Here is a 12,293-nt window from a genome sequence, read left to right as displayed (position 1 = left end):
TTTATGCTAGACTAACGCCACGTGATTCATAAAAGTTCCCAGAACGAAATCTGGTACAATCGAGGCAGCAATGGCAAAACCTAAATCGCAGCCAAATCGGCTTGGCTATGCAATCGGCAGTGGAATTTTCAGTGGCATGATGGCCAGTATGGTTGGTTGGGTACTCAACGTCGAGCAACCAGTATTAATTGTTGTGCTGCTGCTTTCGGTCATCGGCGGGGCGATCATGGGCTACCGTTCGCGCTCGTAGTTAATTGTGAGGATGTTATGTCGTTAACCCCTGAACAAGTGCGCCAAGTCGCACACCTTGCTCGTTTAAAATTGGCTGACGATGAGATGGAGCGCATGCGTTTGCAGCTTTCCTCGATTCTCGACCACATTGAGCTGTTGCAAGAAGTTGATGTGACGGATGTGCCGATTACGGCCCAAGTGACCGATTTAACCAATGTCACACGGGTCGATGCGGTAACGTCGAGTTTGCCAGTTGATGCAGCGCTGGCCAACGCCCCCGATCGTCAAGGCGACTATTTCCGCGTCAAAGCCGTTTTCGATGAATAAACCCTAAGCTCAGCCCCGCTCAACAAACACGAGCGGGGTTTTTATTTGGGAGCACGCCATGTTTGATGCTCAATTAATTGGCTACACCCTCGCCGTTGCGTTACTGACGATCACCCCAGGCGCGGATACGATGTTGGTGATGCGCAATGTTTTGGCCCGTGGCCGCAAAGCCGGATTGTTGGCGACGCTCGGCGTTAGCTCAGGCTTATTTTTTCACGCCATCCTCTCAGGGCTAGGCTTATCGCTGATTTTAACCCGCTCGGCAATGGCATTTAGTGTAGTGAAATGGGCTGGTGCGCTGTATTTATGCTATCTTGGGGTGCAATCGTTGCGCAGTGCCTTCAACCAAACCCAATCAACCAACGAACTCGCAACCACGAGCGAACCAAAAGCCAACCCATGGCTTGCCTACCGCGAAGGCTTGATAACCAATGTGCTAAACCCCAAAGTTGCCCTGTTTTATTTGGCGTTCTTGCCCCAATTCATTCGCCCAAGCGATCCGGTGATGCTGCGTTCGTTGCTCTTAACCTCGATTCACTTTGTGCTTGGGATTATTTGGTTGGGCTTGATTACCCTGAGTTTGGATAAAATGCGCAGTTGGATGCTCAAGCCCCAGGTGCGGGCTTGGATTGAAGGCAGCACTGGGTTAATTCTTTTTGGCTTTGGCATTCGCTTGGCACTATCAAAACGTTAACGCAACAATTCAGAGCTTGCTGCCGTATCATCAACAGCAAACCAAACGGGAGTTTACCCGTTCTAGGAGGTTCTGATGAAAAATCAACGTGATACTATGATGACGATTGGAACGGTGATCGTTGTTGTGGTTGCAATCATAGCGCTAATTATGATCGCCAATATCGTCACCAATATTGTTGGGGCGCTTGTGCCATTGGTTACTGGGAGCTTGCTGCTCTTCGGCAACCGCACTGAACTGATGAAGCTATTGCGAACGCGCAACATGGAGCTTGGGTCGCTCAACGCCATGGTTGGTGTTTCGCTGATTCTGTTTGGTGCTGGCACGACATTATTTGGCGAAAGCTTCTTGCGGATTCTGTTCTATGTGCCAGCCATTGTTGTGCTAGCACTCGCAGCGCCGTTGGCCTTTGGCAAAACCAATACCAGCGCCACCTACCGCGCTTGGTGGAATACAGCTCGCAGCAAAGTGCGCCGCAAACCAAGCACGCCAAGCGTAATCAACACCGGCTTTGAGCCAGCGGTCAACAACACGCCGCCAAGCAGCCAGGCACCATTCGATCCAATGACTGGCCAGCGCGTGAATGCGAATCCTGCGCCAAGCCCTCAAGCCAACTTCGACCCAATGACGGGCCAACGCACAGTCAAACTTGATCCAAATGAGATCAACAACGCAGGCGTTCGCCAATAACGTCAATTTGCTAAAAAACCAAACGCCCCTGATGAACATTCATCAGGGGCGTTTTTTTATTGCTTACCACGCGCCATCGAGGCCATGCGGGTACAAGGCAACCTTGGCGGCCTCACCACGCAGCATCAGTTCAAACGCAGTTTCAAATTCTTCCAAGGGCAGGTGATGGGTGATAATCGGGCGTAAATCGACCTTATTGCCAGCAACCAAGGCTTGGGTTTGATACCAAGTTTCAAACATTTTGCGGCCTGAAACCCCATAAACCGTGGCTCCTTTAAACACCACGTGATTGGCAAGGTCGAAATCGGGCAAGCCGTTTGGTGGCAAGCCCAGCAGCGAGGCAAAGCCACCATAGCGCAACGAGCGAAAGCCCTGATCAATTGCACTCGGATGGCCCGACATTTCTAGCAGCACATCAACGCCCTCGCCATCGGTTGCTGCAAGCACATGATGCACTACATCGTCACGCGAATCTAAGGCGTGGGTCGCGCCCATCGTGCGCGCCATTTCCAAGCGCTTGGGATTAATATCGGTAGCGAAAATTTGCTTAGCTCCAGCTGCGTGAGCAATCCCGACCGCAAACAGGCCAATTGGGCCACAACCAGTCACCAGCACATTGCGGGTTGTCAGGTTGGTGGCCAAAGCGGTATGCACAGCGTTGCCAAAAGGCTCTTGGGCCGCAGCCAAGGCTGGCGGCATGCTCGGATCGTTGCGCCAAACATTGACCGCCGGAACCGCAATATATTCAGCAAAACAGCCAGGCCGATCAACCCCAATAATCTCGACGTTGCGGCAAATATGGGCTGCACCAGTGCGGCATTGGTAGCAATAGCCACACACAATATGGGTTTCGGCGGAGACAAAATCGCCAACTTTGACCATCGTAACATCGCTGCCAACTTCGACCACATCGCCAGCCAGTTCGTGGCCAAAAATCATTGGCGCTTTAAACCGACTTTGGGCCCAAGGGTCCCATTTATAAATATGTAAATCGGTGCCGCAAATTGTCGCGGCCCGCACCCGAATGAGCACCTCATCGCGTTTTGGTTGAGGAATTGGTGCTGTAATCAACTTGGCTCCAGGAGCCGCCGACGGTTTTTGCACCGCCCGCATCGTATCAGTTGCCATAGTTTGGTCTCCTCGTTGAAACCCATGGACGGTTGTTTATTTGTAGCATTGTTTTACCCAAATAGCATTTGATTCATAGGCAAGAAGGTTTCGGGCAATAGTTTGACAATCATCAAGACTACTGGACCCAAATATTCAGCCAAGGTTGATTGTTGGATTGCATCGATGATTCCGATTTGGGGTAAGCCAACACAACCTGCTAAACCAGCCCCAATCAGCACGATTGCTTGGACTAATCCCAAAATCGCGCCAATCACATGATCTGTTCGGCCCAGAAATAATAAGCCAACTTTCAGGCGTAGCCACGAGGCAATCGCACTGACAAGGCCGGTTATTGCCAACAAACTCAGCAAAAACGCCAAGACGCTAATAAAGCCAGGAGCCGTCGCAGGAATCAAACTGATCAGCAGATCGGTCACGCTCGGATACATTCGCCCTGCAATTGCAATTGCCGTAATCAGCCCGACTAAAGCCAATAACTGGCGAATTGTGCCCCAGTAGTAGCCCAACACGGTGTACCACAACATTATGCCGATCAATACCCAATCAAGAATCGTCAAGCGCACCTCCTCGGGCTATTTTAGCTAACTGCGACCAGATTGGTCAATTGCTGATTGGCAAATTGTACGCCAGCTTGCAGCAAGGCTTGAACTTGTTCCGCATTGGCAGCTTCGGCGTAAATGCGCAGCACTGGCTCGGTGCCCGATGGTCGAATCAACAACCAACTTTGGTCGGCCAGCAAATATTTAACGCCGTCGCGATCGTTAATTGATTGCAGCGCAACTCCGGCAATTTCGTTGGGCGCTTCTGCTTTGAGCGCATGCACCAGATCAGATTTTTTAAATGGTTGCACCCGCTGATCAATTCGATCGTAGGCAAATGGGCCATATTGGGTTTGCAGCTCGGCAATTAATTCGTGCAACGGCTTGCCAGCACGGGCCACAATTTCCAGCAATAACAAGCCCATCAAAATGCCATCGCCTTCAGGCACGTGGCCCAAAATCGAAATTCCGCCTGATTCTTCGCCACCAATTAATACTGGCTCGGCCAACATCAGATCGCAAATATGGTTGAAGCCAACCGGCGTTTCTTCGACGCGTAAATCGTAGGCCGCCGCCAAGCGATTGACCAACTGGGTGGTTGAAATCGTTTTGACAACAAGCCCACGTTGGCCTTTGGTTTCGATCAAATGGCGCAGCACCAGGGCAAAAATTTGATGCGGGCTAACAAATTCGCCATGCGCATCCATCGCGCCAATCCGATCAGCATCGCCATCGGTAGCCAAGCCCAAATCGTAGCCATCGCGGCGAATCATTTCGGCCAAAGGCTGCAAATTACGGCCAATTGGTTCTGGGTGCAAATGGCCAAAGCCTGGGTTCATTTCACCATGAATTTCAGCCACCATCACGCCCAATTCACGCAGCCAACGGGCAATATAGCCACGGCCAGCGCCATACATTGGGTCGACTGCCACGCGCAACGAACTACGGGCAATCGCTGAAAAATCGATTAAGCTGCGTAAATGGGCCAAATAGGCTGGCAATGGATCGAAGCGCACGACCTCGCCTGCTTGGGCGGTCATGTTTTCGCGCCAAACTGGCTCTGCATATAACGCTGCCCGACCAGAGCTTTGCAAATCGCTGATCCGGGCCTCGATTTGTTTCATGGTTGCGGGCAAGGCTGAGCCGCCAAAGGCAGCTTTAACTTTAATCCCGTTGTAGCGTGGTGGATTATGGCTGGCAGTAATCATCACGCCACCTTGGGCCGCCAACTGCTTAACTGCAAACGACAAAGCCGGGGTTGGACAATCGGCTTTGCTCAAGTAGACCGCCAAACCATTGGCAGCTAAAACATTGGAAACAGTAATTGCATAGCGATCGGAGAGAAAGCGCGTATCGAAGCCCACCACTGCCCGCGTTACTTCGCCAGCAGGAGTTTCGGCTAAAAGTTGCTCGGCAATTGCTTGGGCAACCAGACGCACATTTTCAAAGGTAAATTCTTCACTGATGACAGCACGCCAGCCATCAGTACCAAAGTGAATTGCCACGAGTTTCGGCTCCTTGATTGGATTTCAATGCCTGTTATCCAGACAATTACGTCATTGTACCGCGAAATTGGCGCTTGTTGCGATAGCATTTCGGGCCTTGTCCATGAAGCTCGTTTGATGTAGTTCTGCGCAAAAAAAGAACCATACAGCGAGCAAGTTGACAACTGCAAACAATTTTGGTACATTCGTTGGCAAGAAAAGAGAGCAACCTCACCATTCTTCCCTCCTTCCAACCATTGCTCAATTCAAATAAACATGCTTAATTAGAGACGGTTATGTCTTGCTTTGGGTTGCTTACAAAATTCTACCCAATTAATATGCCTATCCATATTTACAAACCAGTTTAATCACTATATACACGTTGATCGTTATGAGAGATTATTTAGGTTTCAGAATAGCTACTCTTTAATCGTATCTAGATAATGAGTAGCAGCTTAGGTATTGATAAAAGGCACGGAGATAGCTAATGAACTATTTTCGCAAAAAAGCGTGGTTTTTGTTACTAATCGGCATTCCACTGTTGCTGCTCTGGACGTGGGAGGGCATTATTGCGGTAACCAGTCCAAGTTCGCCGCTTATTGGAGCCTATCGGATTAGCAATTGGCTTATTCCATGTTTGGTTAGCCTTGTTTTTGGCTATGGAATCGCTCAAACCGAGCCAGATCCGCGGTTGGCGGTTTTAGGCCTGCGCGATCCCCGTAGTTTATGGCTTGAACGCTGGGGAATGTATGGCTTGTTTATGTTGCTTGGAATTACCCTCAGTGTTTTGCTGATCAGCCTCAGCTTTAACGTAGCATTTGCCAAACTTGCCAGTACTACCCTCGTAACCAGCTGCTATGGGATGGCTTGGGCTTGGGCGTTGCATGTTTGGACTGGTGCGCGCGCCAACGTTATTGCATGGATGACCCTGAGCATTATGCTGTTGAGTATGATGCTACCAATTATTATCAACACGAATCTAGCATGGTCGCTGACCCCAACCCCGCTAGGCTGGCAGCGCGAAGATTCATTAACCAGCCAACTATTGCTGCATCATGGTGTGATACTCGCCATTAGTGGCGGCTTAATCGGTGCTGCGCGTTGGCTCCCCAATGATGTTCGCAGCTTGGCATGGATTCATGCAGATCGAGGTTTCGATGCTTAATATCGCACAGCTGAGCCATCGCTATCAGCAAAAAATAGCTCTCGAGCAGATTGCGTTTAAGGCAGAACAAGGAATTATTGGCTTACTTGGACGCAATGGAGCTGGTAAATCGACGCTGTTGCGCATTTTAGCCACCTTGCAACAGCCAAGCGCAGGCGAGATCTTGTATCTTGATCAACCAAGCATTGAAAATCCAAAGGCATTACGTCAAGCTACAGCCTATTTACCCCAAGATATGGTCTACCCCGCGAAACTAAGCGCCCGCGATTATATTCATTATCTGTTGCGCTTGCGCGGCAATCCGCCGAAAGCTGGAGATGAGTGGCTCGAAAAACTAGGACTTGGTTCGGTCGCGCATAAAACGCTTGGCAGCTATAGCGGCGGCATGCGCCAACGCATGGGTTTAGCTTATATTTTGGCCTGCGAAACCCCAATTATTCTGCTTGATGAACCAACTCAAGGACTTGATCCTTGGGAGCGCGTGCGCTTTCACGAATATTTGGCCGCAGCAACCCATGATCGGCTCGTGCTTTTTTCAACCCATATTGTTAGCGATATTGAAGCAATTGCCCATCGGATTCTGATTATTGATCAGGGCAGGTTGGTCTTTGATGGTCACCCGCAGACACTAACGACAACCGCAGCCGAACCAACCTGGCAAATCGAGGCCAATCTCCCAATCTATGGCCAAGGCTACACCATTACCAATGTACGGCGCGAAATTGCCGGTAGCGTGCGCATGCGCGGGGTTGGCTTGCCCGTTCCGCGCGGCGCAACCTTGGTTGCAACTAGCTTAGAAGATCAATATTTACGCCTCACTGATCAGGAGCGAATCGCATGATCCGCTACCATTTAAAACGTAATCTTAATTGGTTATTTTTGGTCGTTATCGTCATTATTGGGTTTTTGAGCTGGGTTTATCGGCGGGGTGGCAGTTGGCTTGGCCAAAGCATGACCTATTATGCAGTGCTGCAATATTGGTCGCTGATCACAACCGTGCTGCTTTTTGGTATCGCGACAACAATGCCCAGTTGGCATACTGATAATCGCGCCTATGATCCCATTAATGTCGCTCGCCCACAACTCAAGTATCTGATTTTTGATGGCTTAGCGCGTTTGGCAACTGTGTTGCTACCAGTTGTGCTAGTTGGCGTGCTTGGATCGCTCTTTTTACAAACGCGGGTTGCCGACATCGCCTTCTCAGAATCGCCGACGAATGCGTTTCCTCCGGCCTTAGATCAACGAACGGTTTGGCTGGTTTTTTGGTTTGGGCCATTACCAGGAATTGCGCTGTGGGTTGCGATCAGCGATTTAATTGCCACATGGTTGCAAAGTAGCATTTGGCGCTTAATTACGCTTGGAGTGGTGGCGCTGGCTGATGCAGCCAATCGGATTGGGCTAGCCTTGATCTCGCCATCGGGCACAACCTTGGGAATTGCTCAAACCCATTGCTGCGGCGACATTAGCCAAACTGTTCAAAGTAACTACGAATTTATTGGGCAGTTAATCGTTCGGCCAGCACTGTGGGGAGCGTATGCCTATCGTATGGATGGCACGCCCTATGGCGGCCCATTGACCACTGCCATAGCCCCAAGCCTCTTCCAAACCCGGATCGCCCTTGGATTGGCGGCAATTTTATTAATGATGCTCGCCGCATGGTTACGTCAGCGCCAGCTAAACCGCCTGTTTAATGATGCATAAATGACCTCAGCAGCAAGTTTGCAATAATCGGGAGCGTGCTACGAATGAACGTGGCACGCTTTTTGCTTTATAGAGAATCAGGAAATCGGAGTACTGATTGTAAATATCAGTTAGGTAACAAAGGAGTTTATCGTATGACAACCACAATTGTAGGTGTATTCAATTCAGACGCACAAGCTCAAGCCGCTGTTCGCGATTTGCACGCACTGGGTATCACAAACGATGCGATCTCAGTTGTTGCCCGCGATAGCAGCCGCACTGTTGATGCCGATGGCAACCTGACTCCTGCGAGTGACGATCATATGACTGCCGGCGAAGGCTTAACTGTTGGCGCAGTCTGGGGTGGCTTAGTTGGTTTGGCCGCATTGGCAATTCCAGGGATTGGGCCATTAGTTGGTGCTGGGGCCTTGGTTGCCGCACTGACTGGCGCTGTCGCTGGTGCTGCGACCGGTGGGATTGCTGGCGCATTGATCAATGCAGCGAGCGTGCCAGAAGACCAAGCATATGTGTATGAAGAACGGGTTAAAGCTGGTAACACCCTGGTAACCGTTCATGCTGATGATAGCCAAGCAGCTCAAGTCCGCAGCACATTGCGTCGGGCTGGGGCCGAGCGCTTCCAATGGGATAGCGATGATGATGTTGCCTACGACCAAAGCAACGAACAAGCCTACGCTGATAGCAGCAAAATTGGGACTGTTGGTGGTGGCGCTGCTGGGGCCATAACTGGCGCAAGCATTGGCGCAGCTGGTGGCCCAGTTGGCGCGGTTATCGGTGGCGTAACTGGGGCAGTCGTTGGCGGCGCAGTTGGCGCAGCTGGTGATACCGCAGGCGAAAAATTGGATGACACTACGCTTGATAGCGATTACACCAATCGCACTGCTGGCGCTTATGACACCACCAATGCTTATTCAAGCAACGCAACCTACGACCGCATGAACGAAGTTGATGCAACCCGCGAATCAATTGCCAATCGCGATTACAGCACGACCAACAATACGCCAATTGGCAATCGGATTGAAAATAGCGTTCGCGATGTCACCACTGATGATCAAGGTGACGACACCTTCCGTGCTGCCGACAAAGCCTATGACGATAGCAGCAAAATCGGGACTGCTGGCGGTGGTGCTGCTGGTGCCGTAACAGGTGCAGCAATCGGCTCAGTTGGTGGTCCAGTTGGCGCAGTTGTTGGTGGCGTTGTCGGTGGTGTTGCTGGTGCAGCCGTTGGCGCTGTAGGCGATACCGTTGGCGAACAAGCTGATAAAGAAACAGGTGCATTCAGCCCTGATAATCAAGCACAATATCGAGGCACCGCCAGCGCTGTCGGTGACAAGTTACGTGATACTGGTAACAGTGTCGAACGCAAACTTGATACTGATATCGACCGCGATGGCGATGTAGGTCGCCGGGGCTAAAGCCCAATTCCTCCAGGTGCTTGGGCAGCGGAGCATACTTGCTCCGCTGCTATTTTTGGTGTTCAGCAACGGTTGTCAAAGCCTGTTGCAACACATCCAAGGCATATGCCACTTGTGCTTGATTGAGCATAAACGGTGGCGTAAGGCTCAACACATTGCCATGCATGCCGCCACCAAGCACCAAAACCCCTTGCGCTTGGCATAAACTTGTTACCTGCATCACCGCACTCGGATTCGGCGTAACACCGTCGGCTTGCACAAGCTCAAGCCCAAGCATCAAGCCGCGCCCACGCACATCTCCCACCAACGCACAGTTTTCAGCAATCATACCCAAACCACGCAAGAGTTGCACGCTTAATTGATTAACCTGATCTAATGTATTATGTTCAGTTAATACTCGAATTGCTGCCGCAGCCCCAGCACATGCCAAGGGATGACCCATAAACGTACCAGTATGCAATGGCTCGCCATTAACTTGCCAATGGGCCATATGCGCAGCGCGGCCAACACACGCAGCGATTTGCAAACCACCAGTCATACCCTTGCCCATACAAATCAAATCTGGCTCGATGCCATCGTGATTCACCCCCCACCACATACCGGTGCGCCCCCAACCAGTAAAAATCTCATCGGCAATCAACAATATTTCATACTGATCGCATAATTGGCGCAAGCCACGCAGCCAGCCATCAGGCGGCACAATTTCGCCCTCGCGGCCTTGCACTGGCTCAACAATTAATGCCCCTAGTGGGCTAGTGCTGTTTTTAATTGCCTGCTCGGTGGTTGCCAAAGCCCAATCAAGGCAATCGCCTGTGCCACGCCAACGAAATGGATAGGGATATGGCGCACGTTGAATATGGCTCGACAATTGGGGCAAGAACGGTTGACGAAAATCAGCCCGATTCGTTGCCGCCAATGAGCCATAGGTCAAGCCATGATAGCCCCCAGTGAAGGCCAAAACCCCAGGCTTTTGGGTTGCCAGCATCGCCGTTTTCAAGGCAATTTCGATACTTTCAGCCCCGCCACCAGCCAGAAAAACCCGCCCATCAGCAATTGGCGCATGCTGCTTAATCAGTTGCACCAATTCAATTCGCGCTTCATGGGCAAAAACATCGCCCATGCCGTGAATCAAACGTTGGCTTTGGGCTTGGATAGCTGCTAAAACCGCTGGATGGCGATGGCCAATGCCAACCACACCAAAGGCCGCCGCCAAATCCAAGTAGCGATTGCCATCAACATCGGTAACTAACGCGCCTTCGGCCTCGGCCCAAACAATGCCGCCGGGCAAGGTTAAGCTTGGTGCTTCGCTGGCAGCCAATTGAGCTAAGAGTGCTTGGCTACGTGGCCCAGGTACAGCACTCACAATCTTTGGTAACATGAGGTATTCCTAATCTACAGCATAAAAAAACCCATGGCTGCTAATGCAACCATGGGTATTGTAGCAAGCTTCAGGTCTTACAAACGCGCGCCACATTCAGGGCAAAAAACACCTTGCCCAGTAACTTTAAAGCCACAACTTGGGCATGAGCGCTCAATCGGAATCGAGCCGCTATCAGCAGTTGCGTCGGCTGCTGGCGGGGCGAATGGTGCTGCTGGAGCCTCATTTGGCGCATAGTTGGTTGGGGGCACATAATTTTGGGCCTCAACTGGCGGTGCGTATGGAGCTTGTTGGGGTGGAACCGATGAGGCATATGGTTGGGGGTAGGCTGGTGGCGGCGGGGTTTGCACAGCCACAAATTGCTCATTCTGCGCCCGATCCAATTCAGCTTGGGCGGCAGATAAGCGTGCCTGCAAATCGTTGATCAGATTGACCAAACTGGTAACTTCAGGTGCCGTCAAGACCCCTTGTTGATGCAATTCATAAGCTCGTTGACCCAACAAACCATAGTTGGTGGCAATTTGCTGTTGCATATCGCCAATATCGCCCCGAACGCGGCTAGTCCGTTGTAATTTGTCGGCCTCGAACTTGGCGCGGTCTACACCTTGAGAAAGCGTGCCTTTAAGATTGTCGAGAAATCCCATATATTCCTCCTACAATAGCTTGGAAACCATAGCTATACCTTATTCTAGCGGAAATACTCGCCAAATGCTACCTTCCGCAAGGCTTAGGCCATGGGTTGGTTTAACGCTGCACAACGCTCACAAGTTGCAGCTGGGTTATACGCCGGTTGGCACATCAACAAAAAAGGTTTTGACCCGAAATGTTTGCTCCAAATGCGCTCCCAGCGCCTTCACGCCCAAGGTTTCGGTATGATAATGGCCAGCACAAATCAAGGGTATATCGGCCTCAATCGACGGAAATACTGCCGCATAATTGACTTCGCCAGTCAGCAAAGCATCGCAGCCATCGCGCAATGCTTGCTCCAATTCGCTTGCGCCATCGCCCGAAATCACCCCCACCCGCCGAATGCCCCGCGCACCTTGACCCCAAACTTTGATCTCGGCTTCGGGAATGGCCAAGGTGGTTTTAACGTGAGCAACAAGGCCATCAATACTTAATGGCGTGGTCAGTTGGCCAATAAAACCCAACGCTTGGCCGCGATAATCACCAAATGGCTGCACCACTTCCCAACCCAAAAGCTTGAGCAACTGAGCATTGTTGCCAACCTCGCCATGAGCATCAAGCGGCAAATGCGAGGTATACAACGAGCAATCAGCACCCATTAGTCGTTTGATCCGGCGACCGAACCAGCCAACCAGCGGCTGTGCATTGCCCCAAAACAGGCCATGATGGGTCAGCAACAAATCGGCACCGCCAGCAATCGCCGCTTCAATTGCCTGCAACGAAGCATCAACAGCAAGCGCGATGGTTTTAACTTCATCGCGCCCTTCAACTTGCAAGCCATTTAAACTAGCATCGCGAAATTTGGCGGTTTGCAAATAGCCATCCAAATAGCGCACGAGTTCAGTTAGTTGCAT

At 51.1% G+C, this 12,293-nt stretch carries 14 protein-coding genes; 8 read left to right on the top strand and 6 right to left on the bottom strand.

Annotation, left to right across the window (positions count from 1 at the left end; all coding sequences use genetic code 11):
* The first annotated feature begins 70 nt into the window (after positions 1-70).
* The 4 genes from C5S61_RS18265 (at position 71) to C5S61_RS18250 (ending at position 1,942) form a co-directional block, all read left to right on the top strand.
* A complete protein-coding gene (locus C5S61_RS18265) occupies positions 71-250 on the top strand; it encodes a hypothetical protein (RefSeq protein ID WP_110517235.1) in 180 nt (59 codons plus the stop codon).
* A gap of 17 nt (positions 251-267) precedes the next feature.
* Positions 268-558 (top strand): Asp-tRNA(Asn)/Glu-tRNA(Gln) amidotransferase subunit GatC, encoded by a 291-nt coding sequence (gene gatC, locus C5S61_RS18260; protein ID WP_110517233.1) that lies wholly within the window; start codon positions 268-270, stop codon positions 556-558.
* 58 nt (positions 559-616) lie between these two features.
* A complete protein-coding gene (locus tag C5S61_RS18255; RefSeq protein WP_110517231.1) occupies positions 617-1,252 on the top strand; it encodes a LysE family translocator in 636 nt (211 codons plus the stop codon).
* 75 nt (positions 1,253-1,327) lie between these two features.
* The gene (locus tag C5S61_RS18250) at positions 1,328-1,942 is read left to right on the top strand and encodes a hypothetical protein (protein ID WP_110517229.1); all 615 of its coding nucleotides are present in this window, start codon (positions 1,328-1,330) and stop codon (positions 1,940-1,942) included.
* A gap of 63 nt (positions 1,943-2,005) precedes the next feature.
* Here the strand turns inward: C5S61_RS18250 and tdh are convergent, their stop codons facing one another.
* Genes tdh through C5S61_RS18235 form a run of 3 tightly spaced genes read right to left on the bottom strand, consistent with a single transcriptional unit; the run spans position 2,006 to position 5,117 of the window.
* Positions 2,006-3,070, bottom strand: a complete 1,065-nt coding sequence (gene tdh / locus C5S61_RS18245) for an L-threonine 3-dehydrogenase (protein WP_110517227.1) — start codon at positions 3,068-3,070, stop codon at positions 2,006-2,008.
* A 53-nt stretch (positions 3,071-3,123) separates the two neighbouring features.
* On the bottom strand, positions 3,124-3,630 hold the full coding sequence (locus C5S61_RS18240; RefSeq protein ID WP_110517225.1) for a CvpA family protein: 507 nt from the start codon (positions 3,628-3,630) through the stop codon (positions 3,124-3,126).
* A 20-nt stretch (positions 3,631-3,650) separates the two neighbouring features.
* The gene (locus tag C5S61_RS18235) at positions 3,651-5,117 is read right to left on the bottom strand and encodes a phosphoglucomutase/phosphomannomutase family protein (RefSeq protein WP_110517223.1); all 1,467 of its coding nucleotides are present in this window, start codon (positions 5,115-5,117) and stop codon (positions 3,651-3,653) included.
* Between the two features lie 466 nt (positions 5,118-5,583).
* Here C5S61_RS18235 and C5S61_RS18230 point away from each other — a divergent pair, with 466 nt between their 5' ends.
* The 4 genes from C5S61_RS18230 to C5S61_RS18215 all read left to right on the top strand — a co-directional run bounded on the left by C5S61_RS18230 (position 5,584) and on the right by C5S61_RS18215 (position 9,374).
* Positions 5,584-6,261 (top strand): hypothetical protein, encoded by a 678-nt coding sequence (locus C5S61_RS18230; protein WP_110517221.1) that lies wholly within the window; start codon positions 5,584-5,586, stop codon positions 6,259-6,261.
* Positions 6,254-7,102, top strand: a complete 849-nt coding sequence (locus C5S61_RS18225; protein ID WP_164689615.1) for an ATP-binding cassette domain-containing protein — start codon at positions 6,254-6,256, stop codon at positions 7,100-7,102. Before C5S61_RS18230 ends, C5S61_RS18225 begins: the two co-directional genes overlap by 8 nt.
* Complete coding sequence (locus C5S61_RS18220; protein ID WP_110517217.1) at positions 7,099-7,962, top strand: hypothetical protein; 864 nt, start codon at positions 7,099-7,101, stop codon at positions 7,960-7,962. Before C5S61_RS18225 ends, C5S61_RS18220 begins: the two co-directional genes overlap by 4 nt.
* A 134-nt stretch (positions 7,963-8,096) precedes the next feature.
* Complete coding sequence (locus C5S61_RS18215) at positions 8,097-9,374, top strand: general stress protein (RefSeq protein WP_164689613.1); 1,278 nt, start codon at positions 8,097-8,099, stop codon at positions 9,372-9,374.
* Between the two features lie 49 nt (positions 9,375-9,423).
* On the opposite strand, the gene C5S61_RS18210 is transcribed toward C5S61_RS18215, so the two are convergent.
* The 3 genes from C5S61_RS18210 to C5S61_RS18200 form a co-directional block, all read right to left on the bottom strand.
* Positions 9,424-10,752, bottom strand: coding sequence for an aspartate aminotransferase family protein (locus tag C5S61_RS18210; protein WP_110517213.1), 1,329 nt, complete (start codon positions 10,750-10,752; stop codon positions 9,424-9,426).
* A 77-nt stretch (positions 10,753-10,829) separates the two neighbouring features.
* Positions 10,830-11,396, bottom strand: a complete 567-nt coding sequence (locus C5S61_RS18205; protein ID WP_110517211.1) for a zinc ribbon domain-containing protein — start codon at positions 11,394-11,396, stop codon at positions 10,830-10,832.
* A 135-nt stretch (positions 11,397-11,531) separates the two neighbouring features.
* Positions 11,532-12,293: a Nif3-like dinuclear metal center hexameric protein gene (locus C5S61_RS18200; RefSeq protein WP_164689612.1), complete on the bottom strand. Its 762-nt coding sequence runs from the start codon at positions 12,291-12,293 to the stop codon at positions 11,532-11,534.

This window comes from Herpetosiphon llansteffanensis, from assembly GCF_003205875.1.
GTDB lineage: Bacteria > Chloroflexota > Chloroflexia > Chloroflexales > Herpetosiphonaceae > Herpetosiphon > Herpetosiphon llansteffanensis.
The sequence above is the reverse complement of the archived record's forward strand: the minus strand, read 5'-3'. Positions and strand labels throughout refer to the sequence as shown.

Excerpts from the sequence above, each read along its gene's own strand:
- C5S61_RS18265 (WP_110517235.1), top strand. The coding sequence starts at position 71 with ATGGCAAAACCTAAATCGCAGCCAAATCGGCTTGGCTATGCAATCGGC.
- gatC (WP_110517233.1), top strand. The coding sequence starts at position 268 with ATGTCGTTAACCCCTGAACAAGTGCGCCAAGTCGCACACCTTGCTCGT.
- C5S61_RS18255 (WP_110517231.1), top strand. The coding sequence starts at position 617 with ATGTTTGATGCTCAATTAATTGGCTACACCCTCGCCGTTGCGTTACTG.
- C5S61_RS18250 (WP_110517229.1), top strand. The coding sequence starts at position 1,328 with ATGAAAAATCAACGTGATACTATGATGACGATTGGAACGGTGATCGTT.
- tdh (WP_110517227.1), bottom strand. The coding sequence starts at position 3,070 with ATGGCAACTGATACGATGCGGGCGGTGCAAAAACCGTCGGCGGCTCCT.
- C5S61_RS18230 (WP_110517221.1), top strand. The coding sequence starts at position 5,584 with ATGAACTATTTTCGCAAAAAAGCGTGGTTTTTGTTACTAATCGGCATT.
- C5S61_RS18225 (WP_164689615.1), top strand. The coding sequence starts at position 6,254 with ATGCTTAATATCGCACAGCTGAGCCATCGCTATCAGCAAAAAATAGCT.
- C5S61_RS18220 (WP_110517217.1), top strand. The coding sequence starts at position 7,099 with ATGATCCGCTACCATTTAAAACGTAATCTTAATTGGTTATTTTTGGTC.
- C5S61_RS18215 (WP_164689613.1), top strand. The coding sequence starts at position 8,097 with ATGACAACCACAATTGTAGGTGTATTCAATTCAGACGCACAAGCTCAA.
- C5S61_RS18210 (WP_110517213.1), bottom strand. The coding sequence starts at position 10,752 with ATGTTACCAAAGATTGTGAGTGCTGTACCTGGGCCACGTAGCCAAGCA.
- C5S61_RS18205 (WP_110517211.1), bottom strand. The coding sequence starts at position 11,396 with ATGGGATTTCTCGACAATCTTAAAGGCACGCTTTCTCAAGGTGTAGAC.
- C5S61_RS18200 (WP_164689612.1), bottom strand. The coding sequence starts at position 12,293 with ATGCAACTAACTGAACTCGTGCGCTATTTGGATGGCTATTTGCAAACC.